34 protein-coding genes are annotated in these 23,202 nt (G+C 25.8%); 2 read left to right on the top strand and 32 right to left on the bottom strand.

Annotated features, from left to right (window positions below):
• Positions 1-11: 11 nt before the first annotated feature.
• The 28 genes from NBW53_RS03975 to NBW53_RS03850 form a co-directional block, all read right to left on the bottom strand.
• Positions 12-227, bottom strand: coding sequence for a hypothetical protein (locus NBW53_RS03975; protein WP_250278790.1), 216 nt, complete (start codon positions 225-227; stop codon positions 12-14).
• Positions 208-702, bottom strand: coding sequence for a hypothetical protein (locus tag NBW53_RS03970; RefSeq protein WP_250278789.1), 495 nt, complete (start codon positions 700-702; stop codon positions 208-210). The genes NBW53_RS03975 and NBW53_RS03970 overlap by 20 nt, the downstream gene beginning before the upstream one ends.
• A 6-nt stretch (positions 703-708) precedes the next feature.
• Entirely contained in the window at positions 709-1,200 is a 492-nt protein-coding gene (locus NBW53_RS03965; protein WP_250278788.1) for a phage virion morphogenesis protein, read from the bottom strand.
• Positions 1,200-1,679: a DUF1320 domain-containing protein gene (locus tag NBW53_RS03960; protein WP_250278787.1), complete on the bottom strand. Its 480-nt coding sequence runs from the start codon at positions 1,677-1,679 to the stop codon at positions 1,200-1,202. Before NBW53_RS03960 ends, NBW53_RS03965 begins: the two co-directional genes overlap by 1 nt.
• An 11-nt stretch (positions 1,680-1,690) precedes the next feature.
• Positions 1,691-2,074, bottom strand: coding sequence for a Mu-like prophage major head subunit gpT family protein (locus NBW53_RS10115; RefSeq protein ID WP_330651638.1), 384 nt, complete (start codon positions 2,072-2,074; stop codon positions 1,691-1,693).
• A 32-nt stretch (positions 2,075-2,106) separates the two neighbouring features.
• Positions 2,107-2,565, bottom strand: coding sequence for a Mu-like prophage major head subunit gpT family protein (locus NBW53_RS10110; protein ID WP_330651637.1), 459 nt, complete (start codon positions 2,563-2,565; stop codon positions 2,107-2,109).
• A gap of 103 nt (positions 2,566-2,668) precedes the next feature.
• Positions 2,669-3,031 carry a hypothetical protein gene (locus NBW53_RS03950; protein WP_250278786.1) on the bottom strand — a complete coding sequence of 121 codons (363 nt, stop codon included), beginning with the start codon at positions 3,029-3,031 and terminating at the stop codon, positions 2,669-2,671.
• A gap of 2 nt (positions 3,032-3,033) precedes the next feature.
• The gene (locus NBW53_RS03945) at positions 3,034-4,056 is read right to left on the bottom strand and encodes a phage protease (protein WP_250278785.1); all 1,023 of its coding nucleotides are present in this window, start codon (positions 4,054-4,056) and stop codon (positions 3,034-3,036) included.
• A 111-nt stretch (positions 4,057-4,167) separates the two neighbouring features.
• Entirely contained in the window at positions 4,168-4,878 is a 711-nt protein-coding gene (locus NBW53_RS03940; protein ID WP_250278784.1) for a phage head morphogenesis protein, read from the bottom strand.
• Positions 4,871-6,361 carry a DUF935 domain-containing protein gene (locus NBW53_RS03935; protein WP_250278783.1) on the bottom strand — a complete coding sequence of 497 codons (1,491 nt, stop codon included), beginning with the start codon at positions 6,359-6,361 and terminating at the stop codon, positions 4,871-4,873. Before NBW53_RS03935 ends, NBW53_RS03940 begins: the two co-directional genes overlap by 8 nt.
• Before the next feature lie 2 nt (positions 6,362-6,363).
• Positions 6,364-8,103, bottom strand: coding sequence for a phage terminase large subunit (gene terL / locus NBW53_RS03930; RefSeq protein WP_250278782.1), 1,740 nt, complete (start codon positions 8,101-8,103; stop codon positions 6,364-6,366).
• Positions 8,096-8,656, bottom strand: coding sequence for a phage protein Gp27 family protein (locus NBW53_RS03925; RefSeq protein WP_250278781.1), 561 nt, complete (start codon positions 8,654-8,656; stop codon positions 8,096-8,098). The genes terL and NBW53_RS03925 overlap by 8 nt, the downstream gene beginning before the upstream one ends.
• Positions 8,657-8,677: 21 nt before the next feature.
• Positions 8,678-9,433 (bottom strand): DNA adenine methylase, encoded by a 756-nt coding sequence (locus tag NBW53_RS03920; RefSeq protein ID WP_250278780.1) that lies wholly within the window; start codon positions 9,431-9,433, stop codon positions 8,678-8,680.
• A gap of 194 nt (positions 9,434-9,627) precedes the next feature.
• Positions 9,628-9,942: a Mor transcription activator family protein gene (locus NBW53_RS03915; protein WP_250278779.1), complete on the bottom strand. Its 315-nt coding sequence runs from the start codon at positions 9,940-9,942 to the stop codon at positions 9,628-9,630.
• Entirely contained in the window at positions 9,932-10,564 is a 633-nt protein-coding gene (locus NBW53_RS03910) for a hypothetical protein (protein ID WP_250278778.1), read from the bottom strand. Before NBW53_RS03910 ends, NBW53_RS03915 begins: the two co-directional genes overlap by 11 nt.
• Positions 10,565-10,801 carry an AbrB/MazE/SpoVT family DNA-binding domain-containing protein gene (locus tag NBW53_RS03905; protein WP_250278777.1) on the bottom strand — a complete coding sequence of 79 codons (237 nt, stop codon included), beginning with the start codon at positions 10,799-10,801 and terminating at the stop codon, positions 10,565-10,567.
• On the bottom strand, positions 10,798-11,631 hold the full coding sequence (locus NBW53_RS03900) for a DnaA ATPase domain-containing protein (protein WP_250278776.1): 834 nt from the start codon (positions 11,629-11,631) through the stop codon (positions 10,798-10,800). Before NBW53_RS03900 ends, NBW53_RS03905 begins: the two co-directional genes overlap by 4 nt.
• Positions 11,573-11,869, bottom strand: coding sequence for a DnaD domain-containing protein (locus tag NBW53_RS03895; RefSeq protein WP_250278775.1), 297 nt, complete (start codon positions 11,867-11,869; stop codon positions 11,573-11,575). Before NBW53_RS03895 ends, NBW53_RS03900 begins: the two co-directional genes overlap by 59 nt.
• The gene (locus NBW53_RS03890) at positions 11,859-12,230 is read right to left on the bottom strand and encodes a phage protein GemA/Gp16 family protein (protein ID WP_250278774.1); all 372 of its coding nucleotides are present in this window, start codon (positions 12,228-12,230) and stop codon (positions 11,859-11,861) included. Before NBW53_RS03890 ends, NBW53_RS03895 begins: the two co-directional genes overlap by 11 nt.
• Positions 12,231-12,265: 35 nt before the next feature.
• Positions 12,266-13,186: an AAA family ATPase gene (locus NBW53_RS03885; RefSeq protein ID WP_250278773.1), complete on the bottom strand. Its 921-nt coding sequence runs from the start codon at positions 13,184-13,186 to the stop codon at positions 12,266-12,268.
• Positions 13,179-13,418, bottom strand: a complete 240-nt coding sequence (locus NBW53_RS03880; protein WP_250278772.1) for a hypothetical protein — start codon at positions 13,416-13,418, stop codon at positions 13,179-13,181. The genes NBW53_RS03885 and NBW53_RS03880 overlap by 8 nt, the downstream gene beginning before the upstream one ends.
• Complete coding sequence (locus tag NBW53_RS03875; RefSeq protein WP_250278771.1) at positions 13,402-15,480, bottom strand: Mu transposase C-terminal domain-containing protein; 2,079 nt, start codon at positions 15,478-15,480, stop codon at positions 13,402-13,404. Before NBW53_RS03875 ends, NBW53_RS03880 begins: the two co-directional genes overlap by 17 nt.
• A 224-nt stretch (positions 15,481-15,704) precedes the next feature.
• Positions 15,705-16,007 carry a hypothetical protein gene (locus tag NBW53_RS03870; protein WP_250278770.1) on the bottom strand — a complete coding sequence of 101 codons (303 nt, stop codon included), beginning with the start codon at positions 16,005-16,007 and terminating at the stop codon, positions 15,705-15,707.
• 9 nt (positions 16,008-16,016) lie between these two features.
• Complete coding sequence (locus NBW53_RS03865) at positions 16,017-16,166, bottom strand: hypothetical protein (RefSeq protein WP_250278769.1); 150 nt, start codon at positions 16,164-16,166, stop codon at positions 16,017-16,019.
• Between the two features lie 70 nt (positions 16,167-16,236).
• Complete coding sequence (locus NBW53_RS03860) at positions 16,237-16,434, bottom strand: hypothetical protein (protein WP_250278768.1); 198 nt, start codon at positions 16,432-16,434, stop codon at positions 16,237-16,239.
• Between the two features lie 117 nt (positions 16,435-16,551).
• The gene (locus NBW53_RS10055; protein ID WP_284345831.1) at positions 16,552-16,683 is read right to left on the bottom strand and encodes a hypothetical protein; all 132 of its coding nucleotides are present in this window, start codon (positions 16,681-16,683) and stop codon (positions 16,552-16,554) included.
• A gap of 93 nt (positions 16,684-16,776) precedes the next feature.
• Positions 16,777-17,436, bottom strand: coding sequence for a BRO-N domain-containing protein (locus NBW53_RS03855; protein WP_250278767.1), 660 nt, complete (start codon positions 17,434-17,436; stop codon positions 16,777-16,779).
• 53 nt (positions 17,437-17,489) lie between these two features.
• Positions 17,490-17,639 carry a helix-turn-helix domain-containing protein gene (locus tag NBW53_RS03850; protein ID WP_250278766.1) on the bottom strand — a complete coding sequence of 50 codons (150 nt, stop codon included), beginning with the start codon at positions 17,637-17,639 and terminating at the stop codon, positions 17,490-17,492.
• Positions 17,640-17,831: 192 nt separating this feature from the next.
• On the opposite strand from NBW53_RS03850, the gene NBW53_RS03845 reads away from it, so the two are divergent.
• The gene (locus NBW53_RS03845) at positions 17,832-18,299 is read left to right on the top strand and encodes a helix-turn-helix domain-containing protein (protein ID WP_250278765.1); all 468 of its coding nucleotides are present in this window, start codon (positions 17,832-17,834) and stop codon (positions 18,297-18,299) included.
• 84 nt (positions 18,300-18,383) lie between these two features.
• On the top strand, positions 18,384-19,280 hold the full coding sequence (locus tag NBW53_RS03840; protein ID WP_250278764.1) for an ImmA/IrrE family metallo-endopeptidase: 897 nt from the start codon (positions 18,384-18,386) through the stop codon (positions 19,278-19,280).
• Positions 19,281-20,083: 803 nt separating this feature from the next.
• Here the strand turns inward: NBW53_RS03840 and NBW53_RS03835 are convergent.
• The 4 genes from NBW53_RS03835 to NBW53_RS03820 form a co-directional block, all read right to left on the bottom strand.
• Positions 20,084-21,181, bottom strand: coding sequence for a BMP family lipoprotein (locus NBW53_RS03835; RefSeq protein ID WP_250278763.1), 1,098 nt, complete (start codon positions 21,179-21,181; stop codon positions 20,084-20,086).
• A gap of 109 nt (positions 21,182-21,290) precedes the next feature.
• The gene (locus tag NBW53_RS03830) at positions 21,291-21,491 is read right to left on the bottom strand and encodes a hypothetical protein (protein WP_250278762.1); all 201 of its coding nucleotides are present in this window, start codon (positions 21,489-21,491) and stop codon (positions 21,291-21,293) included.
• A 57-nt stretch (positions 21,492-21,548) separates the two neighbouring features.
• Positions 21,549-21,746: a hypothetical protein gene (locus NBW53_RS03825; RefSeq protein ID WP_250278761.1), complete on the bottom strand. Its 198-nt coding sequence runs from the start codon at positions 21,744-21,746 to the stop codon at positions 21,549-21,551.
• 122 nt (positions 21,747-21,868) lie between these two features.
• Positions 21,869-23,197: a pyrimidine-nucleoside phosphorylase gene (locus NBW53_RS03820; RefSeq protein WP_250278760.1), complete on the bottom strand. Its 1,329-nt coding sequence runs from the start codon at positions 23,195-23,197 to the stop codon at positions 21,869-21,871.
• Positions 23,198-23,202 lie beyond the last annotated feature (5 nt).

The following is a 23,202-nucleotide window of genomic DNA, read 5'->3' as shown; positions in this document are numbered from 1 at the left end:
TTTTACACCTCCTATATTGATTTATTTAAAAAGCTTAAAAGTGCTTCTTCTAATTCTTCTTTAGATAGCATCTTACCTTTTCGCCAACCTTTCATAGTCATAATACCAGCTAATATAGTTTGTTTTATTTCTAATTCTTTAGATAAAACTTCAATAGATTTTAGTTCTTCTTTTAAATTTTCTTTTATTTTTTCTTGCAAAACTTCTTCAGTATGATTCTTTGGCATATTCTCCATCACCTCCCCAACTTATATCTTTAAATAGATAATCTTTATATATTAATTCTGTAAATGTAATATCTATTTGTAATGTAATTTCACTTTTTAAAATAGTGTCTTTTTTGTCTATATATTCTGCTTTACCAAACTCTATAAAAGAAATATCTCCATTTTCTAATATTAACTTATCATCTATTTCGGACATAAATTTTGTAAATAATCTTTCAACTTTTAATGTATTTATATCTCCTATTAATAATTGAAAATTTATTTTTCTTTTAAATTTTTCTATACGTCTAAATTTTTGATTATTTTTATAAACAATACTTTTTCCATAAGATTTTTCTAAATCTTCATTTGCTACAAAAATAGCTGTAAATTCAATTTTATTGCTTGTTTCTAACTCTTTTAAATTTGTATAAAATATTTTAGCACCTGCATTATTAAGACATTTTTTCAAGTAACTTGTATAAACTTCTATCATTTTTTATTAACCTTTTATTGCCTTTTCAACATAATACTCTAATACATCTTTTATTTCTTTTTTGTCTTCTTCAGATATACCTAAAAATTGTCTAGCTGGTATATTTACAGTAACTTCTTTTGTGCTTATCCATTTGTTATCTATTCTAAATTTTAATAATTTACAATTTCGAGCTTTTATTCTTTTATTTTTAGCTCCAAATTGATGAGTAGAAGCATATTTTAGGTTAGTTCCTACTGTGGCTATTTTATTATCCGCTTTAGCTTTTATACTATTTCTCAAAGTACTTGTGTCTTTTAAAAGTTTTTTTCTACTATTACCATATTTTCTTTTTTCCCACTTTTTATTGTCTGGACTTTGTTCTTTTTTAAATCTTTCTAAAGTAGACTTTCTAAGCCCTACTGCAATATTTTTATTAATAGTTTTAAAATTAGTATCTTCTAAGTTTTTTAGCGTTTTACTCAGTCTTCTTATTTCAATATCAAGCCTAACACTCATTACATACCACCTAAATTTGCTCTACCAAACAATTTTTTAGAAGACTTTATTTTTATACCTATTCTATTGTTTTGTATATCTTCTCCAACTTCTGTATTGTCATCTGGAGTTAAATCAATAGTCCCTTTTGCTACATTTTCTAAAAATTTTATAGCATTTTTATATCTTAAATAATAGTTATTTTCCCTGTTATCTTCATCATTACCACTTCTTGATAATATGTTATAAAGGGCAATATCTTTGCAAAATTTATTTATAGCTTTGCTTTTCTTTAAGAAACTTATAGGATATTTTTTAAGTAAATATCCATTTATTTCAGCAGAGGCGTCATCTATTGCCCCTGCTATAATCTTTTTAATTTCTTCAAGCTTTGTTTCTTCATCTACTTCTTCATAACCATTTGTAAAGTTGTCTGATAAAGCTATTTCTAAAAAATCAATTTTAGAGTTTTTAAATATTTCTTCAATAGTACAATACATTTAACCACCTTCTAAGCTGTACCTGTAGAACCATAAGCCATTTGCCAAAAGCCATACCCTGCATTTCCCCTAGCTTCAACACTATATAAATAATTTCCTTTCATAAATACAGTTTCGTCTGTGTCGTTTGTTAGACTTAAAAATTTAGCTTTTTGTCTTTCTTGATAAATAATAGGCTTTATAGCTTTTTTAGTATCTAATAAATACCAGCCTGTTTCGGAAGTTAACTCTGTTGATACAAGTATTTCTGCTGTACCTTTATATGTATTACTCGTACCATTTATAAAATCTGCTTTTAAAATATTCATTGCTTCTTTTTCTAAACAAGGTGGTACTACCAGTAAATCTGGTATTATTCTAAGAGATTTACCTTCTTCATTTTTTAAACTCATCATACTTTCTCTTGCACTTATGTAGTTTTCTAAAGTTAACTTTTTATCTGTAAAGTTTTTATAAGTTTTTTACCAACTTTATGAGTACCAAAAAATGAAACGCCATCATAACACTTTTGTATAAACCCTGCTTCTAATGTTTCAAATACTAATTGTTCTGGATGCAATTTTGCACTTTGTGCCAAACTTTCCACTTGTGGCTTATAAATACCTAAGTTATTATCTTGCATATCAAATTTGCTAATAGATATTGTAGCTTCAAAAGGCTCATTTTTAATTGTATATTCGTGTTCTTGTATGTTTTTTACAACCTTGTCCCCTATCCATTTTCTAAGTGTTGGTAAATCACCTAGCCAATGATAACTTTCAATTTTATTATTTGAAGGAACAACTGTTGCTATCCTTTCAAACAATGTTGAGGTTTCTTCAAAAACTTTATTAAATATTGTTTTAAATCCTATATTTGCTTTATTTATAGTTTGTTGCACTAACATATTTACCTCCTAGCTAAACTTTACTTCTTTTTGTAACAACTCTAAAATTTTTTTTAATTTTTTATAAAATTTATTAAATATTTTTTCTAACATATTTTACCTCCTACTTAAACTCTACTTTTACTTGTCCATCTTCAAAACCTATAACTTTACCAGCAATGCTTGTTGTTGTGCTATCTGCTGTAACAGTAGTAGAGTCTTTAATATAACATTCTTTTAATATATGTGTTTCATTAAGCGGGTTATCTGTATCATTTTCATACAAAAATACACCTCGTTTAGCATTTATAAATCCACCTTTAACTGTTTCTTCTGCTCTACCAACTATAACTAAACTTTCTTTTTTGCTAGCTGGTACTGCCTTACCATTTTCAAGTGCTACTATATGTCCTTGATATATTGTAGTATTAGTTTTTACTTCTAAATACAACATATCACTATAAGTTTCTGCTGTGTTTCTTTGCATTATTAATCTTCCTTTCTATAATATTTTTTATAATCTTCTTCTGTTAGCCCAAAATCTTTACAAGCTTGTAATTCTATACCCTCTAACTCTTTTTTACCTTCTTCTGTTAATTTATCTGAATAAGTAACACCAATAGGACTAACTATTTTTTGATTTTTCATTATTTCGTCAAAGGTATTTCTATCTGACAATGCTAATTTCATAAAACTGTCCCTTTGTGCTGGTACAATTTTACCAATCTTTAATGCTTCATCTAAAATATTATTTATTTCTTTTTTAGCCATTTCTTCTTTTAAAGCTAAAAATTCTGTTTTTGAAACAGTATTATTTTTTAAGTTTAATAAAGCATTATTTATTTCTTCATTTGTTGCATTTTCTTTTAAACCTAAAATACTAATTACTTCTTTATTACTAGATAATTGTATTTCATTATTTAAATTTTCTTTAGCTATTTCATTATCTTTTAATTCTTCTATTTTTTTAATCACTTCTTCTTCAGTTGCATTTTCATTAAGTCCTAAAAAATCTAATATTTTTTTAATATCCATTTTTATATCATCTCCTTCTAATTCTATTTTTAAGTCTTCACTTAAAAATAATGGATACATATTGTCAATAGCTGGTGTATTTGTCAAGGCAACAGAGTGTAACCTTATAGGCTTACCGTTTTTTAAAAATACCGTTGGCGATAAATATTTATATTGTTTGTTTTCTATTTCTTGTTTTGCAACATCTGTAAACTCTACTTTAGCTACAACACAATTATCTTTTATATAAAAGTCTTTAATCCAACCACCAGCTAAAGCCTTTTTATCACTAAGGCTTTGGTGTTCATAGTCAACTACTATATCAAGCCCTCGCCTTTTAAAATATTCTTTCATAGCATTTACACTCTGCTCATCTACATAAAAATTTCCTTTAGTAGTTTTTACTTCTCCTAAGGGTAATATTTTTATTTCTTCTAAATCTGTTATTTCAAATTTTGAAGAACATATAATTAACTGATTTTTTTTAATAATTACCAACTCCTTAATTTTTTTATTTTATATTTTGTTATAACCTACTTGCAAACGCCTTGCATTGCCTTTTAATTTGTTTTTATAGTATAATTTTACCTTTTATCATTTAAAAGCTATTTAAGGCGAATTTAAAGCATTTTGATTTTCATATACTTTCTTTAACATTTTAGGTAAATTATCTACTTCAAAATCATAAGTTTTTAAAGCTGGATTATAATTAAAATCTTTGTCTGGCAATATTTTTATATCTTCCCCTTTTTTTATACTTAAACCTTTTCTTTCTACATCTTTTCTACTAAGTGATTTAACAGTACATCTACACCTATGTCCATTAGGTGGATACCAAGTCTTCCAAAAAGGGTCATCTGCTTTAAATACAAGCCCATCTAAAGCTTTATGCTCTGGTCTTGTGTCATCATCTTCTATAGCATCATATTGCCAATATGGTCTATATTCTAGTACATCTGAGTCTGTTAACATTTCATAATGTCCTACTTGATAAGCTGTTTGTATGTTGTTTCTATAAATTAAATCTATTTTATAATCATTTTCTTTGTCATAGCCCCAATCTTCTAAACAATCATTTAATAAATTTTTAAAAGTGTTAAGACTTTCACCTTCTTCAATAGTCGTTAATAATAACTGAAATATTTCATTTAAAAGATTTATATTGCTATAATTAGCTATTGTAAAAGCTAAATTTTTATATTTATCATCTAACTTTTTATAGTCTTCTTTTGTTATAGGTATTTTTTTATTAAAGTATTTAATAGCATCTTCAAATTTAAAACCATCTATTTTTATTTTGCTATCTATTAAACTACTCATCTTCATACCTCCCAACTAAATTAGATAATATAAGCCCACCTTTTAAACTTTCTTTATTGAAACTATCATTCATAGACTTTAATATCTTATTTAATCTTTTTTCATCTTTAAATATTTCTTTAACTTCATCAAGTGTTGTAGCCTTTGATATTTCTTTTTTGAAAATATTTAAACTAGATTTAAAGTTAGATACACCATTTTCTTTTAATTCTTCAACTATTTTATCTATTTCTTTCTGATTATTTTTTGTGTTTTCTTTTAAAATTTTTATATCTTCAATATAATTTTCTGGCTTTGGTATTTTAAATTTTTCGTATAAATGTTCTGTATCTATATTTAAACCTAATTCATTTTTCAACTTTGAGTATACTTCAACAGTTTTTAATAAATCTTCTGCTTCTTCAAAATCAAAAACAAAATCTGGTATATTACATTCTTCTCCAAAATTTAAAGTTACAATCGGTCTAATTAAATACTCTTTTAATGTATTAGCTAATGCTTTACAATCGGCACTTGTTAAATCTCTCCTAACTTCATTATGTGTTTTTGATTGTGCATAGCTACCACCACTATCACTTGTTAGTGTTTGTCCTAAAATAGCTTTACTTATTTGTTCATCACAAAATCTAGCCATCCTCTCAAATATATCTGCACTACTTCTTTTTTCATTATCTATAACATTTACTTTTGTATTCTTATTTATTATTCCTGCTGAATCTGTACCTATATTTATAAGTGCATCTGTTAATGCATCTTTATCTGCTTCAGAAGAAGACTCGTCATACTCTCCTAACAATATAGGCATACCATATTTTTCAATAAATGTTATCCAGTCTTTTAATGTATAATTTTTAAATAAGTACATCCAAGCAATAACTCTAAGTAAACCTGCTCTTGATTCGTGTCCACTTCTTGCTTTATATTTATGTATTATAAATTTATTTTCCTGTATATCTCCTATATATACACCTGTTAAGTTATCTTTTGTTATTATTTTTAGTTTTTCTTCCTCCCAATATATATGTTTAGGGTGTATATAAGAAAGTTCTTTTACTTTTAAAAACCCTTTATCAATTACCCAATTTATTTCTAAAAATGAAATACCTTTACCTATTGCATCTAATAAATCAAGCAATGAGTTGTCAAAATCTTTTATATTTTTTATAACATCTTTTACAAACTCTGCTATTTGCTTATCTTTTTCATCTTCTGAAAATGCTATTATTTCCCAATCTAAACCAACAACTGCATTTTTCCTAGTTTGTAATTGTGAAAACAAGTGGGTGTCTTTTTCTTCCATTTCCTCAAACAGTTCCATTTGTCTAGTAGTATAACCAGCATCTGCTTCTCTAAAAATTTTAGTTAATTTAGTTGGCGTTAAATTTGAAGAAGGGTAACTTGAAGTCCCTAAAAATGTTGGCATATGTATTTTTGAAAGTATTCTTCCTAATTCTTTTGTTTTTTTCTTAAATATATTAAACATTTTTAATAAGCTCCCTTCCTAAAATTTAAACTTCTTCTTATTACTGTTTTATAATCTGGTTTATTTGAATAACTACTATTTATAGCTAATTTAACTACCATTTCTAAAGCATCTGCTCCATCATCATATTTTGCAAGTGGAAATTGCTCTAACTGTTGAAGTAATGTTTTATCATCTTTATTAAATTTTACATAGCCATTTTTTATATAAGGTTGTAAACTTTCTATCCTAACATTTTTATTTGTTGTATTTTTTACACCTTCAACATTTAAATATATTTTTCTTTTTAAACATTCTTTTTTTAATACATCTTTAAAAAATGATTGAAACTGTACTTCTTCTACTCCAAATAAACTAAACCCTTTGCCATAATCATTAATTAACTTTTTATGTATATTTATAATGTCTTCTATTATTACATCTGGCTTTCTTCTTTCTATACTAGCCTTTAAAATATATAAATAACCATTTTTTATATTTTTCGCTAATATAACAATAGCTGAGGTATCTGAATTTTTATTTTTAGCAAGTGATGGGTCTACTGCTCCAAAAAATATAAAATCTTTATTTTTAAAGTCTACTTGTTCTTTGTTGTAATATTCAAACCATTCTGGATTAAATAAACAATCTTCTGGATTTATAGGTTCATTTTGTATCTCACTATTAAAAGAGTTAACGCCTTCTGATAATCTCATTACCATTAAATCATAGTAACTCCATTTTTCTTCCCATAAAACTTTTGTATCTTCTAGCATTTCATCTTTATTAGCTTCAAAAAATTCTTTAGCACTTTCTTCTCTATTATTATCTTCAAGGTTTGAATATATTTTTTCCCATATATTCCATAAACCTGTATTTTTAGCAAACTGTATAACCCCTTGATATTTAGCTACTTTATATGTAGGATTTTTCATTACTTTAGCAAGTAGGCTGTCATAATGTAAAAGTGTCCCTATATAACATATATCTGTATAAGTATCTCCTGCTTTTGATACTGCTTTATAAAACCAATTTTCTAATTTTTTTCTTTGGTCAAACGTATTAACATTTTCATCATTTTCTATATCATCTAGTACAATTAAATCTGGTCTAAAGTTTCTATGTCTTCTACCCCTTATTTTTTTACCAGAACCTATTGCTTCTACTTTTACATTATTAGATAAAACTATTACACTTGTATTCCATACTTTGCCTATCATATTCCCAAAATCTTTTTTTATAAGCTCATTTTCTTCAAGTTCTGTTTTTATATCATCTAAAAAGCCTTCTGCCTGTTCTGTACTATCTGATAATATTAAAATATAATTTTTATACTTATATAAACAAGCGTGTAAAGTATCTTTAAATGTAAAGTTTGTAGACTTTGCGTGTCCACGTGGTGCTGTTATTGTAACTTTACTACCTTGCAACTTGTTTACTTCTTCATTTTCTATTAACACATTTTTATTTTTAATAACATTTTCTACCCAAATCTTATCAAGTTCTTTATGAAATTTAGGTGTTTCTCTTGTAAAATAATGTGGTAAATAAGCTTTTGCAAAATACTCTAAATCAACGGCTGATAATTCTTTTCTTAAAGTATTTATACTTATACCTTTTTCATATCTTTTTATAATAGTATTTTTAAAAGGACTATCATTTTTATAAAGGTAAGTTTCAAACAATTCAATATCTTTTTTATTACTTTTTTGTATTTGTCTTTCTTCTTCTAAAAACTGTAATTGTCTGGTTATTTTATTCATTATTTAAAAACCTACCTTTCAACTTACTTAAAAATTTAAAAGCATCTGTTTCAAGTTCTTTGTCTCCTTTTATTAAGGATAATATTTCTTCTTCATAAGCCTCATAAGCTAGCTCTCGTTTAGATTTTATTTCACTTTCTGCCCTAGTTTTTTGTTTTTTTACTCTTGATAAATTTCCAAGTAACTTAACTATATCATTAACATCAAGGTCATCAAAATCTTCTCTAGCTTCTGCTAATTTTTTAGTAAGTTCTGCTGTTGCTATTTGTATACCTGCTTCAGTATAATCTGTGCTTTCACTTTCTTTTATAACTTTAGATAATATTCTAGCTTGTTCTTGTGCTTGCATAATTTTATCTAAAATTTTATCTCTATTTAAAGCATATCTACCTATAGCACCTAAAGAAATAGAAAACCCTTGACTATTTAAAAATCTTTTAACATCTAAATATGTATTATTCTTATCACTAAGCATTTCGTCAACTTTTTCAACTATTTCTTTTGGAAAAGTGTCTATTTTAAAATGTTTTCTTGTTTTTTTAAATTTAGTCAAGTAGCTTTCTCCTTTCTTTAATTAATAGTTTTTAATTATAAGCTCTCTATAGTTTTTATCTTTATTTTTATATCTAGCCATTAAATTGTTATGTCTTTCTATTTCTTCAATATTAAAATCTTTGTAAAGTTCTCTTATTTCTTCACAATCATTGTAAGATAATAAAAATTTACCCTTTATATTTTTAAGTACATCCCTAAGCCTTTTATGGTCTTCTGTTTTAAAGTCTACATTTTTATAATAGGCTTCTGTATTAAAATATGGTGGGTCTAAATAAAATAAAGTTTCTTCTTTGTCATACTTTTTAATACATCTTTCAAAGTCTAAATTTTCTATTACAACTTTTGATAACCTTTCATTTATTTTTCTTATATAATTAAGAGAATTTAATTTATCTGTTGTTCTAGAGCCATAAGTTTTTAAATCACTACCATAACTATATTTAATTAACATATAAAAATTAGAAGCTCTTTGAATATCTGTTAAGTTTTTTCTTGTATAATTTTCTTTATACTCATCTAATAGCTCTTTAGAATTACATAAAAATTCACACTCTTTTATAAATTCTTCTGGATGGTATTTAACTACCTTAAATAAATTTACAAGCTCACTATTTAAGTCATTATATATTTCCTTTCCACCTTTTTCTTTGTGAAATAATACCCAACCAGCACCACCAAACACCTCAATATAGTTTGAATATTTTTCTGGAAACCTTGATACTATTTCTTTCTTTAAGTTGTTCTTACCACCTATCCAACTAATAAAACTCTTCATTTTAATCTCCTTTAAAATTTTTAATAATTCTCTCTTTCATCAAATATATTATTTTATAAATTGATATAAATAAAAAATAACACCACAAAATTAATTGTAGTGTTATTTTATATCTTTTATAAAATTTCTTACATTTGCAAATTTCCGTGGAATCATAAAATAATAAAAAGGCAAAGTTGCAAGTTTCTAAGAAATTAATATAATTTTAATTGTTCATTTTTATTTTCTTGTGTTAAATAGGATATTGTCCTTTCAGAAACACCATATTTTAAAGCCAATTCTCTTCTGTTATACTTATTAAATTCTTTTTTTATTTTTCTTTTTCTAGCTTCATTTAATACAGTATCTAATTTAGGTATATACCAACTTGTACCTCCCAATGTTTTAATAAGGTTAATAAAATTTTTAATACCTATTGTTTCAGCTATATGTCTATACTGTTCATCAATGTCTTCAATGGTTATTTCATCTTGCCATTTCACACTTTTATCACACCTTTTAGTTTTCATATTTTATAGTAATCTTAACAGTTTCATCAAGACTAATATATCTTTTTAAATTTTCTTTTAATTGTATATCATCAACATTAAAAAATGCTTTTACTTTATCATAGTTTTTTATTTTATTAATTGTAAAAAGTTCTACATCTAAATCTTTATCTGGTATATATTTTCTTAAAAGTTTTTTATCTGCTTTATAATTTCCTTTTAGTTTTTTTATTAGAAGATTTTGTACTTTATTATCTAGTTCACTAAATTCAATTTTTACAAGTTCTTCTATTGTTAGGTCTTTCATATAATCATTTGTATAAAATATTATTATAGCTTCTTTAAATTTTTCATCTATATCATATTTTACTTCTTGTCGTCTTTCTATTTTTTCATTAAGTAAATTTTTATCAATTATACTTTCTAATGCTTGATAGTTTAATATCTCTAATTTTTGATAATATGTAGCAATAGCACTATTATTTTCTGTGCCATAAACTTCAGTTGTTTTAATATTTTTATCTTCAAAAACTGCTATACATTGCTCTTGTAATTCTTTTGTTTTAAGGTCGATTTTATCTTTTATTAGCTTACCCTGTTGTTTAAGTTCTGCTAATTCATCTATTGTTGCTTTTATATTCATTTAAAACATCTCCCTCACTTTTTTTGAACAGCCTTCACATACACAAATTTTATTAAAATATTTAATACCTATATTTGTTCCACAAAATATACAATGTCCATAACTTCTTTTAAATACTATTCCATCATCACTTTCTTCTATTTCAAATGTATCTCCTGCTATTATACCTAATTTTCTTCTAAGAGGTGCTGGTATTGTTACACTACCTGTTTTACTAATTTTTTTAACGCTTATCATATTTTTTGTCCCCTTTCTCTAAGCCTATAATTAAGCTCTTCATCTTTTTCTATTTCAAAAGTAAAATTATAAGATTTTTCATAAATTCTACTTCCAATAGCTTCATCTATTTCTAATATTTCATTTATTGATTTTTCACTAGATATAATAGTTACTAAATCATTGTTATATCTATAATTTATTATTTCAAAAGCAAGCCTTATATCTGCTTTATTAATACCACCTTTAAAAAAATCATCTATGTATAAAATATCTACATATAAAAGTTTACTTAATTCTCTGGTATAATTTATATCATCTAAAACTAAAGATTTAAGAATAGTACTTTCTTTTACCCATTCCATAAACTTTACTTGATTATTTTTTAAAAGCTCTAAACTCATTGCCGTACATAAGTGGCTCTTACCAGAACCAACTTGTCCACCAATAAAAAACCAATTTTTTTCATTTTTATTTTTTAAAAACTCTTTTGCTTTTTCATATAATTTTTTAGTTTTTTCATTATACCTATTAAATTTTGAAAAAGTGTACTTTTGTCTTAAAGCCTCAAGCCCGCTTTTTTTAAACCTTTCTATACTTTCTCTTTCTGACATACAAGAACATTTTTTTATATAATGTCTAGTGGCATCTTTTTTATCAACAACCATTATATGACCTTTATTTTTACAAATTTCACAATTTGTATAAGGTAAGTTACCTATAGTATTATTATATGTTTCAACATATTTTTCATTTTTTAAAATCTGTTTTTCTTCTAGTGTTAAATGATTATCATATTTTTGTACCATACCCTTTTTTAAGGCTTCTTTCAATAGGTTTATCTCTTGCATTTTGACTAACTCCTTTCCTATATTCTTCTATTGTAGTTATACCACTATTTAACCAGTTATCTAATATAGTTTGTATATATCTTATATTTTTCTTATTATTTTTTAAAGCTATATTTAATGCTTCTATAATAAGGTCTTCTTCCATTTCATCTGTATAACTATATATTATTTGCACTTGTGAAAAACTAGCCACACTATTTACTTTTTTAAGATAAAACTCCACAACTTTACTTTGCATTTTCAGTCCTACCTTTCATACTTTTTAAAGCTTCTATTAATTTAGACTTTTCTTTTTTAGTAAGTCTTTTAAGGCTATCTTTTTTAAACATACCTTTTATAAAACCTTTTAATCGTTTTGGATTTTCTGCCCAACCGATTTGCTTTTCTAAATTTCTTATATAATCTTCTTGACTACTTTTACCTGCAAGTCTTTCTATTATCTTTCCTGCTTGTACAAAGCTTAATTTTTTAAGGCTAATTTTATTAAACATAGCCTTAACTAAATCGTGTAATATTTCATTATCAAGCCCATTTTCTTTAGCTAAAACATAAATTTTACTAAGTTGTCCATTACTTATCATAGCCGAATTATTTTTCACTTTATTCCCTCCTAATTTTTGGACATAAATTTTAGTTATTTAGGCATTAATATACAAGCCGATTTTATATCTTCAAGGCCTATTTCTTCTGTTTCTATATTTTTATTTTTATCTTCAAATAGTCTTTGAACATTTTTAAATGTTCTATTTAATGTCCTAAAACAACCATTGTTATCATTAGTAGCTCTCATAACTAATTCTTCTAATGCTTTAGGGGTTAGCTTAACACCTTGTAAATATGTTTCTACTTCTAATCTTGATAAACCTTTAAGCTCCCATTCTAAGTCCCCCCTGTTTCTTACCATCTCAAAGTATAAGCCTAACTTTGTTTTAAGGTGTTGCTCTCCTGCAAGTATAACTCCTACACCATCTCCATCTACTTCATCATATATTGTCTTTATAACGTCTAGCTTTGAAATAGTATCTTTATTTAAAAGCTTATCTGCTTCATCAAAGATAAGCAAATAGCCTTTATTATATTTAAAAAATTCTTTTATTTTTGCTATTCTTTCATCTTTAGAACCAACTAGTCCTTTTAGCCCTAAAGATACTGATATTCTTTTTATTATATCATTTGCGTTCATAAATGAATTACATACTATATATATAACTTTTTCTGTACTATCTGCATATTTTCTAAGGGTTGTTGTCTTACCAAACCCAGAACGTCCATACACCAACCCTAACTGTTCTAGCTTTTGACAACTATTACATATACCTAATATACAAGTAGCATCTTTTGTTTTTATAAATTCTCTAGTAGGTTTAGATATTTCAAATTTATGTATATACTTAATTAAATTAGTTTCTAATTTTTCTATATCTCCTTCAAAATTTCCTTTTAAATATTTTGATATATAAGTCTCATTTGTTCCTATAGCTTTTGCTATACTAACTTGTGTTGCTCCACCTTTTAATATTTCAGTAATTTTTTTTACAATTTGCTCTCTATTCATTTTTATATCCTCCTAATTCATTAATTATTATGTTTAAATATTTTTCTATATTTTTTATAACTGTTCCATATTTTTTAGGATTATTTTTAAATTTTTTAATATTTTCTTCTTGCTCCTTTAAAAGCTCTTTTCCAATATTTAATAATATTTCTTTATAGGAAAAATAATCGGTTGAGTTTTTTATAGCTTCTAATATTATTTTTATTTCAAAACTTTTAACAGATTCTATCAAACACCTCATCTCCTAATCTTTGTAAATAATCTTCAGCAATTTCCTTGCTACTTTCTTTAATATCGTTATGTGTTGTTTTAAGCTCTTTTTGTTTAACTTTCGTATCTTCTTTAAATCTGTTATCATTAACAAAGGCAACTGTTTTAAGTTCTTCATTTGATAATGTAGGGGCAACAAGTTTTTTACCTGCTTCTTCATAATCAAGTTGACGTTCTTCATAAGTTTTACGTCTATTTTTAATAGTTTCATTTGTTTGTTGTTGTTGTCTTTTTTGGTCTTTTATATGTTCTATTAAGCTATCTTCTGAAAGTTTAGGGGCAATATGCAATAACTCATAGCTTATAGCTTCACATATAAATTTACCATTTTCATCATAAACAAACACTTTAGTAATATCTTCTGTATGGTATTTAAACTCAACTCGTCTACCTTGATATTTTGTAAGCTCTGGATTTGTATACCATACTTCTTTTCCTTTAATAGTTCTCCTAATACCTGTATTAGTAACAACCCTTGTTTCGCCTTTCATAAGTAAACTAATAGCATACTGTAAAGGTGGTGGGGCTTGTACATATTTATCTGCATTATTAAATACTGATATAGGTTCGCTTGTTTGCTCTCCTTGTCTAATAAGCCCCCTGTGTTTTTTGTTATGAAATTCAGTTACTACCCATTGTTCAAATTTTTCTGCAAAGTCTTCTATTGTTAATAGTTGCCCTTTTTCTAGCATTTTTTTAATATCTTTTTGTACCTTACCACTAGTTTTTCTACCTGTTAAAGTACCTGTATAACTTTTAATTCTTTTACCAAATTTCATTTCCACTGTTGAGAAATATCTTTCTACTTGTGCCTTACTCCACGGTTGGTAAGGCAAACTTCGTATATCATCTTTAATTCCAATACTTCGGTAAAAACCTTTAGCATCTTCATCAAAACATACACGCTCTGTTCTTTCTCTACCTGTTAAAGTTTTTGCCGTATATTCTTTACCATTGTCTATAAGTAAATATTTAGGTACACCATAAGGCAACTCCTTATTAGCTTTAGGATATATAGTATGTATTAAACTTTGTTTCATTATTTGTGCATCTGGACACTCTGTTATTACCCAACCAACTAAAGCTCTACTTCTCATATCTATCCAAGCCACCAAACAAGGTCTTATTGCTTCAATACTTCCGTTGGCTCGTTTAACAGATACCCAACAGTCAAACGTATGTACATCTCCTTGTACTATTTCTAATACCTTTAAGGCTTTTGTATCTCTAAAACGTTTCATCATATGACTATTTTTCCAAGCTCTAGTACCTTTGCTAGCAAGAACAGTTGCACCTTCTCCGTCTATTTCTCTTATGTGTAATATGTATCTTCTTATCGTGTTATAATGTGGTATTTGTTCTATTTCCTTAAACTCACACCATTTAACAAAATCATCATATAAGTTGGTTATAGGGTTGTTATTAAGCAAAAAGTCTTTATCATAGTAACTATTTTCAAGAAATGCTTTCATTTCTTCATTTAATATATAAAAATTTTCTTGTATTTTTACTTTTTTAGCTAGTGCTAAAACTTTTAAATAACTAAAATCTATGTCCGAATTTTGTCTCTTTTGCTCTATAATTTGTAAAGCATTTAGATATTTATCAATAACTCGCCTTGCATTTCTTTCAGTTACATTTAATTCTTCTGCTAATATTTTAGATTTAAGCCTATCTTCATTAAAAAGTCTTTCTACTATGTTAAATCTTTCTAAAGCTTCATTAAAGTTTTTTTGATAGTTAGCTTTATACCAGTTAATGTCTATATCTATATACCAGTCTTTTATCTCCTCTTTGGGTACATCTGCCTGCATCTTCTTTTTATATAAAGCCTGTGCTTTTGAAGATAGAGAAGATACAGAAATAAATGTTCTATCTTTGCCACCTTGTATAGCTTGTTCTTTTTTTATGTTGTAGGCTTGTGGGTTTCTTTGCATTCTCATTAAAATACTATGATAACTCATTCCTTCTAACTCACTAGCCTCCTCCAAGCTAATATATATTTTGTCATATTTGCAAGCCATTTTTCTATATCTCCTCCTTTCTTTTATTTTTTTATAAATTAACTCTTGTTTTTTATTTTATTTAGTGATATAATTAATTTGCTTATAATGGACGGTTAATCTAACCGTCTATTTTTTATGTAAAACTTAAATATAAAATAAAATAACCTATACAATAACCTATTAAAAAACATATAATACTAGCTAATACTAGCTTTAAAAAAAATGTAATTAATTTCAATATTTTATTTAACACCTACTATACCTCCAAATAAATCAAGTTGATTTTCCATAGGTAAATCTTTTTCTTCTTCGTATTTTAACTTTTTCAATATTTCTTCCTCTTCTGCTTCTAAACAGTAGTCTTCAATTTCTTCTTCATCTATGTCAGTATTAAAAATATCTATATCTATACCTATATTTTTTCTTACCCAAGTATCAATTTCATTTATATCTTCAATATTAACCCTATCTTTAAGCATTTGATTAAAATCTTCTTTATTTATCTCTATTTTTGTACTTCCTGCTACCGAGTACCATACCTCCATTTTAAACACCTACCTTTTTAAAAATTTAGGTATATCTAAAGATTTACCTTTATATTTATTTAAAAATTTTCTTTTATGCTTTATTTCACATAGAAGATAACCTAAGTATGTAAATATTCCTGTAACTAATACACCTATATATAAACCTAATTCAAACATTTTTATCTTCCTTTCTATTTTTTAATTTTGTATATAAAGGCTTAAAAAAGCCCTTATATACTTTTTATGCTTATCTAATTCTATTTACTTTTTGTGTAACAATTTCACATATACCTATTACACTATCATAGTCACCTTGAAAATGTAATTTTTTAAGCACATCATTTAATTCTAAATAAGCCTGTGTTTTAGGTGTTACTTTTAAAAATTTTACTACCTCATTTTCAAATTTGTTAATACCTTCTCTTGCTAATTGTTCTTTACTCATATTTTTTCCTCCTAAAATTTTAATATATTAATAACTACTATTTAATAGTAATATTAATCATCTAATATCAACTATATTTAATGATTTAGTTAGTCAATTAAATTGCGAATAATATTTCTAAAGTATCTTAACGTGTATTTTTGCGTTAGGGTACTTTTTTTTAATAGTATCTATATATTTAAATAACTCATCAAAATTCCAACCTCCATTTATCTCAAAAAATAATTCATTTTTATGTTTACTTTTCATTTATCCACCTCCCTTCAATTAACCAACTCATCAATAGTGTAATTAAACACTTTAGCTACTTTCTTTAATAAATAAAGATTTATTTGATATTTTTTAATATATCTCTTCTGTATTTTTTGTGAATTCTAATACCTCTTGAGAATAAGTTTCTTTTATATTTTTTGAACCTGTTAAGAGTTTATTTTTAGAATTTTCATTATATAGTCTTAAATTAGATTTACCTTTCAGACTTAAATCGTGATTATTTTCAGATTTAAATTTTAATAAATCTTGTTTAGACAAATCTATATAATCAATTCCATTTTTTAAACCTAATTTTTCACCTTTATAGTTAACTGCTCTTCTTGATGTATTCAATTCATTCGCTATTTGTATTGTAGTAAAAACTTTTATACCATTCAACATATAACCATTTTTATTAGCATCATATTTACCCGTTGTTCTTATTTCTTTAAGAATTTTTTTAACTTCTTTTTTAAATACTTTTGCAATAGGCTTTCTGCTTTGCATTAATACTTCATATAAACCATACTCTGTTAAAAACCATTGTTCTTGTTGACCTTTCAATGCGTAAGGATTGTTTACGCATATCTTTTCATCTTCATCTATATTTTGTAACATCATTCTTGAATTAGTATGTTCTATCCATTCTGCAACATCTTTTGCTAAAAATAGTGGCTCTTCAAAGCTACCATAAATTTTAAAATCTTTTGTTAATACTTTTCTTTCATCTAATATTTTTAATTTTTCCATAGTAACACTCCCTTAATTAACCAACTCATCAATGGTACAATTAAACACCTTTGCTATTTTTTTAGCGATAAAATAGACAACTGCTTTCTTCCACATTCAACTTCTGAAATCATAGTTTCTCCTAAATTTACTTGTTCTGCTAATTTCTTTTGAGTTAAACCTAATTCAATTCTATAACTTTTTAAATTTTTAGCCAAACTCATATAATACACCTCACTTTCCTTTATATTAAATTGTTTTATTTTTTTATATATGATATAATTTCCTTATCCACTTAAAGTGGAGTTGTTATGTTTATATTATAATACGCAAAATGCGTATAGTCAATAATTTCATCGCAAATTGCGTATATTTGTGAAAAATTCATAATTATTTTAGAATAAAGGAGTTAAAATATGTACATTTCTGATATTAATATTTTTTTAAATAACATAAATAATTTAGTAAAAAAAAAGGGGATAACAAAATCTCATTTTTATAAAGAAATAGGAATATCTGCTGGAAGTTTTGGAGATTGGAAAAGTGGAAAAAGTAAACCTAGTGAGAAAACACTAGAAAAACTATCGCAATATTTTAATTGTACATTAGATGAATTAATACTTAATAATACAAATAATAATTTAACAGAACAAGAAAAAAAATTACTAAACTTATTCAATAAATTAGATGAAGATTATAAAAATCAAGCTATAAGTCAAATTTTTAAGTTAGTTGTAAAAATGTCTAATGAACAAGATAAAATTCTTAACTCTAAAAAAGCTCAAATCGCTGCATTAGGTGGTGGAGTTGTAGAAATAGATGAAGATTTAGCTAAATATATCGAAGAAAATATTGTTGTAGATGAATACAACCCAAATAACTAACATTTATTACCATTTGTATTTTGTCAATTTTTGATATAAAATGTACTTGAGAACGTTCTCTAATCTTATCATTGGAGGTTTTCTATGTACATAAAAGAAAAAGCTTATAACTTTCTTATAAGTTATCGTATAACAAACTTAAATTTTAATATTGAACTACTAACTGAAATAGCTATTCTAAATAAATGGGAGTTATGTAAATATTCTTCTAACCAAAAATTAATATATAACTTAAATTTAAAAGAACAGCTTAAATTAGATGCTTTTACCTTTATAAAAGAAAATAAAATATTTATTTTGTATAATGATGATTTACCAGAAAATGATATACTATTTAATATCTTGTACGAGTTCGGACATATATTATTAAAGCACTCTTCATCTAATAACATTATGGGAAGTAGCTTAATAAAAGAAAACTTAATAAGACAAGAAAATGAAGCTAATACATTTGCTTGTGAAGTTTTAGCTCCCTCTTGTATTTTTAAAGAAATGGAAGTATATAGCATAGACGATATAATAAGACTTTCAAAATTACCTATCAAACATATTACTCAACATATACCTAACATCACTAACTTTCATAGTTTAGATGATATTTCTGAAAGACTTATAAAAATATTTAATGAATATATTAAAAAAAATAAATATGATAATGAAGAAACTAAAATAAACCCTAAAGTAAATAAATCATATTTAAAATTTTTTACTGTTAGTTCAATCCTAACAATATGCTTAATTTTTATTTTAATATCTTTAAAAAATAATAATATATCTAATAATTCAATGATAAATAATACCGCTCCTATTACTTCAATAGAAACTATTACTAATGATAAAGTATTCTATACTACAAAAACTGGTACAAAGTATCATTTAAAAGATTGTAGATATATAAAAGATAAAAATAACTTAATACAACTAAATTTTAATGATGATAATTTTAAAAAATATGAACCTTGCTCTATTTGTATAAAATAATCTATCTGTATATTTATTATACTATTATGTATAAATATTATATTAAAGTTGTTACATTGCTTTTTAGTTATTTTTATTTATTAAACATAGCTCTAAGCTTAGAGAATGGCTCAATGTAACAACTTTATTCATTTTTTACACAAATGTTACATTGCTTTGTCTTATTTTTAGCTTTATTTTTGCTTTTAAAGGCTTGTTTTTTGTTGTGTTATTTTTGCTCATAAAGACTTCTAAAGCCCTGTTTACCTAGCTTTGCAAGATTTTTTCAAGACAATGAAAGATTATTTTTTTAATCTTGAAATTTTTTATTATTGTAAATACTATTTTAAATAATAAAATTAATACAAAAATAACTAAAAGGCTTGTATCTCCCTATTTTCAAGGGTTACAAGCCTTTCTTATCTATAACTAAAATTTATGTCCTAAAATCTCTTTTATTTTTATTAAATCTCACCAAAACTACGCCCAAACACTGTTATTTACTGACTTTTCTCTTCTATTTCTTCATATTCCCACTTCCTTTATTTAGGACATAATTTTTAGTAAACTACACTTTTCAACTTATCTTGAAAGGAATAAATTTTTTAAATAAATATACTTAAATATTACACATTTAAAAATACTAATTAAAATCTTATATTAAATATTTTTAGTTTTGTAATAACTTTAATATTTTTTATAAATTATATATTATAATTTAGATATAAACAAATGTATTTTTTTATTTTTATACTTATTTAAATCATTAAAAACCCCTTTAAATATATAAATTATATTAAAGGGGTAAAATTAATTTTTATTAATTATTTAAAATTTACAGTAACTATTTGAGAGCCTAAATCTGTTGGTTTTTCTCCAGCAGTTTCATTTTTTAATTTAATTTCTTCATTAGCTATTTTACTATATATTAAGTCATATTGTTCTTGACTAAATACTTCAAATTTAGATGTTTCCATAGGAAGTAATATATCTTGTGTATTAGCACCTAAATCTATTACATTCCCACCAGAAAAAGTACCATCATAAATTGATTGTAAAGATTTGTAAATTGCATTTTGTAAGTTTTTCATAGCTGATGTAATAACTGTTTCAGATTCAAATGATTGGTCAACATCTACACCAATAACTTTTTTACCTGCAGTCTCTGCAGCTTTCATAACAGAGTTACCAACGCCTCCACCACAAGCAAATATAACTTCAACACCTTCATTATACCAAGCTGCTGCTTTAGCTGTATGGTCTGGAGAAGCATCAAAATCTCCAACATATGTATAGTTCATAGTAATTTCACCAGGAGCAAGGCCTAATTCTTTACCAGCATATTCTGCCCCTTGTACAAATCCATAACCATAACGAATAACAGCTGGAACTGCTATACCACCCATGAATCCTAGATTTCTAAACCCTTCTATAACAGAAGCATATCCTGCCAAAAATCCTGCTTGTTCTTCAGCAAAATAAATAGATTGAGTATTATCAGCTAATTCATATAATTCTCCACCACCATCTTGAGGTACACCATCTATAAGAATAAATTTAATATCTGGATATTTTTTTTGCATATTATAAACAGGTACTTCAAATAAAAATCCAGGACAAACAACTGTTTTAGCTCCACCTTTAATAGCTAATTCAATAGCAGTAATAATAGCTTCATTAGATTTTTCAGATGGTTGATAATATTTATGAGTTATTCCTTTTTCTTCAGCAAATTTTACAACGCCTTCCCAAGAACCTTGGTTAAAAGATTTATCATCAATAGTACCAACATCTGTAACAAGAGCTATTTCTGCACTAGATGTATTTTCTTGAGTAGAATTTTTTTCATTACTCGAATTTCCACAAGCAACCATACCTAAAGCCATAGTCACTGCTAATATTAAACTAACTACTCTTTTCATAGTTTTTCCTCCTTAGTTACTATAAATATTTTTAATTATATTAAAATATTTAATTAAATACTAATTTTATTAAAACATTTAAATAATAACATAATTTATTTTTATTACATTATTTACTTGTTTCTTCTGATACTGACTCTTCCATTGAGCTTTCTTCTGAGCTTACTTCTTCTGATACAGATTCTTCCATTGAACTTTCTTCTGAGCTTGATTCTATTGATGCTGGTTCTTCTATTGCTGATTCCCCTTTACAAGCAACCATACTTAAAGCCATCATTCCAACTATTGTTAATGTAATAAATTTTTTCATTATTTTTTCCTCCCAAACATAAAATAAACCTTATTACTTTATGTAAAAAAATTAAAATTATTTACTTGTTTCTTCTGATACTGATTCTTCCATTGAGCTTTCTTCTAAACTCATTTCTTCTGATACTGACTCTTCCATTGAGCTTTCTTCTTCTGAAATAGATTCTTCCATTGAACTTTCTTCTGAGCTTGATTCTATTGATGCTGGTTCTTCTGTTGCTGATTCCCCTTTACAAGCAACCATGCTTAAAGCCATCATTCCAACTATTGTTAATGTGATAAATTTTTTCATTATTTTTTCCTCCTAAAATTTAGAATATATTATTCAAGTCATATTTTACACTTAAATTTTAATTTAGTCAAATATTTTTTATAATTTTAAAATTTTTCTATACTATCTTTTTCAATTCTTGCAAAAACTAATTGTACTTTTTTAGTTTCCTTATCACTAATATTTATAGATGACAAAACTTTTTCTTTAGCATTTTTTAGTTTATTCTCATCATTAGTATATAATGTGCATAAAACATCACCTTGTTTTACTTTATCTCCAACTTTTTTATTTAAAATAATACCTGCAGAAAAATCTATAACATCTTCTTTAGTTTCTCTTCCTGCTCCTAACATAGTAGATGCAATTCCTAGCCCTTCTGTATCCATAAATTCAATATATCCATCTATCTCTTCTTCTAAAACTATATCTAAACTATACTTAGATTTTTCAAATTTATCTGGATTTTTAATATATTCTATATCTCCACCTTGAGCTTCTACCATTTCTATTAACTTTTTAATAGCATATCCATTTTCAATAGCTTCTTTAGCCATTTTTTCACATTCTGTTATATTGCCTTTGCCTGCAAGATATAACATATTACCTGCCAGCTTTATACATATTTCTGTTAAATCTTTTGGTCCTTTACCATTTAAAGTATTTATAACTTCTATTATTTCTAAAGCATTTCCTATATTATTACCTAAAGGTATATCCATATCTGTTATAAGTGCAATAGTTTTCCTTCCACAATTTTCTCCTATTGCTACCATTTTTTGAGCAAGGCTTATAGATTCATCTAATGTTTTCATAAATGCTCCACTACCAGTTTTAACATCTAATAAAATACAATCACTACCAGCTGCTAATTTCTTACTCATAATAGATGCCGCTATAAGAGGAATACTATCTACTGTTGCTGTAACATCTCTTAATGCATAAAGCTTTTTATCTGCTGGAGCAAGGTTGCCAGATTGCCCTATTACACTAATTCCTGTTTTGTTCACTATATCAAAAAATTCTTCTTGTGAAAAATTAGTTTTAAGTCCTGGTATTGCTTCCATTTTATCGACAGTACCGCCAGTATGCCCTAAACCTCTACCAGACATTTTAGCTACTTTTACACCATAATATGCAACAACTGGTGCTATTATTAATGTTGTTTTATCACCTACACCACCTGTAGAATGTTTATCAACCTTTATCCCTTCTATAGAAGATAAATCTACCATATCTCCAGAATGTGCCATAGCATTTGTCATTGTAGATATTTCTCTATCGCTCATACCATTGAAAAATATAGCCATAAGCATAGCCGACATTTGATAATCTGGTATATCTCCAATTACATAATTATTTATCATATAATTTATTTCTTCATCTGTAATCTCTTGTTTATTTCTTTTTTTATGTATAATATCATACATTCTCATATTAT

Source organism: [Clostridium] colinum (assembly GCF_940677205.1).
GTDB classification, from domain to species: domain Bacteria; phylum Bacillota; class Clostridia; order Lachnospirales; family CAG-274; genus Tyzzerella; species Tyzzerella colina.
Note: the sequence above shows the minus strand (reverse complement) of the source record. Positions and strands in the feature narration are given on the sequence as shown.

Coding starts and splice junctions, on each gene's coding strand:
- NBW53_RS03975 (WP_250278790.1), bottom strand. CDS start 227: ATGCCAAAGAATCATACTGAAGAAGTTTTGCAAGAAAAAATAAAAGAA.
- NBW53_RS03970 (WP_250278789.1), bottom strand. CDS start 702: ATGATAGAAGTTTATACAAGTTACTTGAAAAAATGTCTTAATAATGCA.
- NBW53_RS03965 (WP_250278788.1), bottom strand. CDS start 1,200: ATGAGTGTTAGGCTTGATATTGAAATAAGAAGACTGAGTAAAACGCTA.
- NBW53_RS03960 (WP_250278787.1), bottom strand. CDS start 1,679: ATGTATTGTACTATTGAAGAAATATTTAAAAACTCTAAAATTGATTTT.
- NBW53_RS10115 (WP_330651638.1), bottom strand. CDS start 2,074: ATGATGAGTTTAAAAAATGAAGAAGGTAAATCTCTTAGAATAATACCA.
- NBW53_RS10110 (WP_330651637.1), bottom strand. CDS start 2,565: ATGTTAGTGCAACAAACTATAAATAAAGCAAATATAGGATTTAAAACA.
- NBW53_RS03950 (WP_250278786.1), bottom strand. CDS start 3,031: ATGCAAAGAAACACAGCAGAAACTTATAGTGATATGTTGTATTTAGAA.
- NBW53_RS03940 (WP_250278784.1), bottom strand. CDS start 4,878: ATGAGTAGTTTAATAGATAGCAAAATAAAAATAGATGGTTTTAAATTT.
- NBW53_RS03935 (WP_250278783.1), bottom strand. CDS start 6,361: ATGTTTAATATATTTAAGAAAAAAACAAAAGAATTAGGAAGAATACTT.
- terL (WP_250278782.1), bottom strand. CDS start 8,103: ATGAATAAAATAACCAGACAATTACAGTTTTTAGAAGAAGAAAGACAA.
- NBW53_RS03920 (WP_250278780.1), bottom strand. CDS start 9,433: ATGAAGAGTTTTATTAGTTGGATAGGTGGTAAGAACAACTTAAAGAAA.
- NBW53_RS03915 (WP_250278779.1), bottom strand. CDS start 9,942: ATGAAAACTAAAAGGTGTGATAAAAGTGTGAAATGGCAAGATGAAATA.
- NBW53_RS03910 (WP_250278778.1), bottom strand. CDS start 10,564: ATGAATATAAAAGCAACAATAGATGAATTAGCAGAACTTAAACAACAG.
- NBW53_RS03905 (WP_250278777.1), bottom strand. CDS start 10,801: ATGATAAGCGTTAAAAAAATTAGTAAAACAGGTAGTGTAACAATACCA.
- NBW53_RS03900 (WP_250278776.1), bottom strand. CDS start 11,631: ATGCAAGAGATAAACCTATTGAAAGAAGCCTTAAAAAAGGGTATGGTA.
- NBW53_RS03895 (WP_250278775.1), bottom strand. CDS start 11,869: ATGCAAAGTAAAGTTGTGGAGTTTTATCTTAAAAAAGTAAATAGTGTG.
- NBW53_RS03885 (WP_250278773.1), bottom strand. CDS start 13,186: ATGAATAGAGAGCAAATTGTAAAAAAAATTACTGAAATATTAAAAGGT.
- NBW53_RS03875 (WP_250278771.1), bottom strand. CDS start 15,480: ATGGCTTGCAAATATGACAAAATATATATTAGCTTGGAGGAGGCTAGT.
- NBW53_RS03870 (WP_250278770.1), bottom strand. CDS start 16,007: ATGGAGGTATGGTACTCGGTAGCAGGAAGTACAAAAATAGAGATAAAT.
- NBW53_RS03865 (WP_250278769.1), bottom strand. CDS start 16,166: ATGTTTGAATTAGGTTTATATATAGGTGTATTAGTTACAGGAATATTT.
- NBW53_RS03860 (WP_250278768.1), bottom strand. CDS start 16,434: ATGAGTAAAGAACAATTAGCAAGAGAAGGTATTAACAAATTTGAAAAT.
- NBW53_RS10055 (WP_284345831.1), bottom strand. CDS start 16,683: ATGAAAAGTAAACATAAAAATGAATTATTTTTTGAGATAAATGGAGGT.
- NBW53_RS03855 (WP_250278767.1), bottom strand. CDS start 17,436: ATGGAAAAATTAAAAATATTAGATGAAAGAAAAGTATTAACAAAAGAT.
- NBW53_RS03850 (WP_250278766.1), bottom strand. CDS start 17,639: ATGAGTTTGGCTAAAAATTTAAAAAGTTATAGAATTGAATTAGGTTTA.
- NBW53_RS03845 (WP_250278765.1), top strand. CDS start 17,832: ATGTACATTTCTGATATTAATATTTTTTTAAATAACATAAATAATTTA.
- NBW53_RS03840 (WP_250278764.1), top strand. CDS start 18,384: ATGTACATAAAAGAAAAAGCTTATAACTTTCTTATAAGTTATCGTATA.
- NBW53_RS03835 (WP_250278763.1), bottom strand. CDS start 21,181: ATGAAAAGAGTAGTTAGTTTAATATTAGCAGTGACTATGGCTTTAGGT.
- NBW53_RS03830 (WP_250278762.1), bottom strand. CDS start 21,491: ATGAAAAAATTTATTACATTAACAATAGTTGGAATGATGGCTTTAAGT.
- NBW53_RS03825 (WP_250278761.1), bottom strand. CDS start 21,746: ATGGCTTTAAGCATGGTTGCTTGTAAAGGGGAATCAGCAACAGAAGAA.
- NBW53_RS03820 (WP_250278760.1), bottom strand. CDS start 23,197: ATGAGAATGTATGATATTATACATAAAAAAAGAAATAAACAAGAGATT.